General features: G+C 65.5%; 1 pseudogene. It reads left to right on the top strand.

Annotated elements, in window-relative coordinates:
• Positions 1-39: 39 nt before the first annotated feature.
• Positions 40-524: pseudogene (locus tag CJU81_RS23540) on the top strand (hemagglutinin); the annotation flags it as partial.

The raw sequence follows: 524 nt of genomic DNA, 5'->3' as shown, positions 1-524 counted from the left end.
GCCATTGGTACCTCGGCGACAGCCACGGGGGGCAAAGCCGTGTCCATCGGTGCGGGCAATATCGCCACTGGCAACGGCGCAGTCGCCATCGGTGATCCCAACACCGCCACCGGCACCGGTGCAGTCGCCATGGGCGCCGATAACACCGCCGACGGCCAGGGCAGCGTGGTGCTGGGTAATCTCAACATCGCAACAGGTCAAGGTTCAGTGGCACTGGGTAATGCTTCCCAGGCCAACAGCGCAGGTTCCGTTGCCCTGGGCGATGCCGCCATAGTCGCGGCCACCGCCACACAAGGACTGGCCTTGGGTTCAGGGGCCACGGCCAATAATGCCAGTGACGTCGCACTGGGTGCCGGCAGCACCACCGCTGCCCCGGCCCCTACTGGCAGTACGACCATCGGCGGGGTGTCTTACAACTTTGCCGGGGGCTCGCCAAACAGCGTGGTCAGCGTCGGTAGCGTCGGCCAGGAACGCCAGATCACCAACGTTGCTGCAGGCCAGCTCAGTGCCTCCAGTACCGATGC

Origin of the sequence: Pseudomonas fragi, from assembly GCF_002269505.1 — a bacterium.
Classification (GTDB): Bacteria; Pseudomonadota; Gammaproteobacteria; order Pseudomonadales; family Pseudomonadaceae; genus Aquipseudomonas; species Aquipseudomonas fragi_D.
The sequence above is the reverse complement of the archived record's forward strand: the minus strand, read 5'-3'. Positions and strand labels throughout refer to the sequence as shown.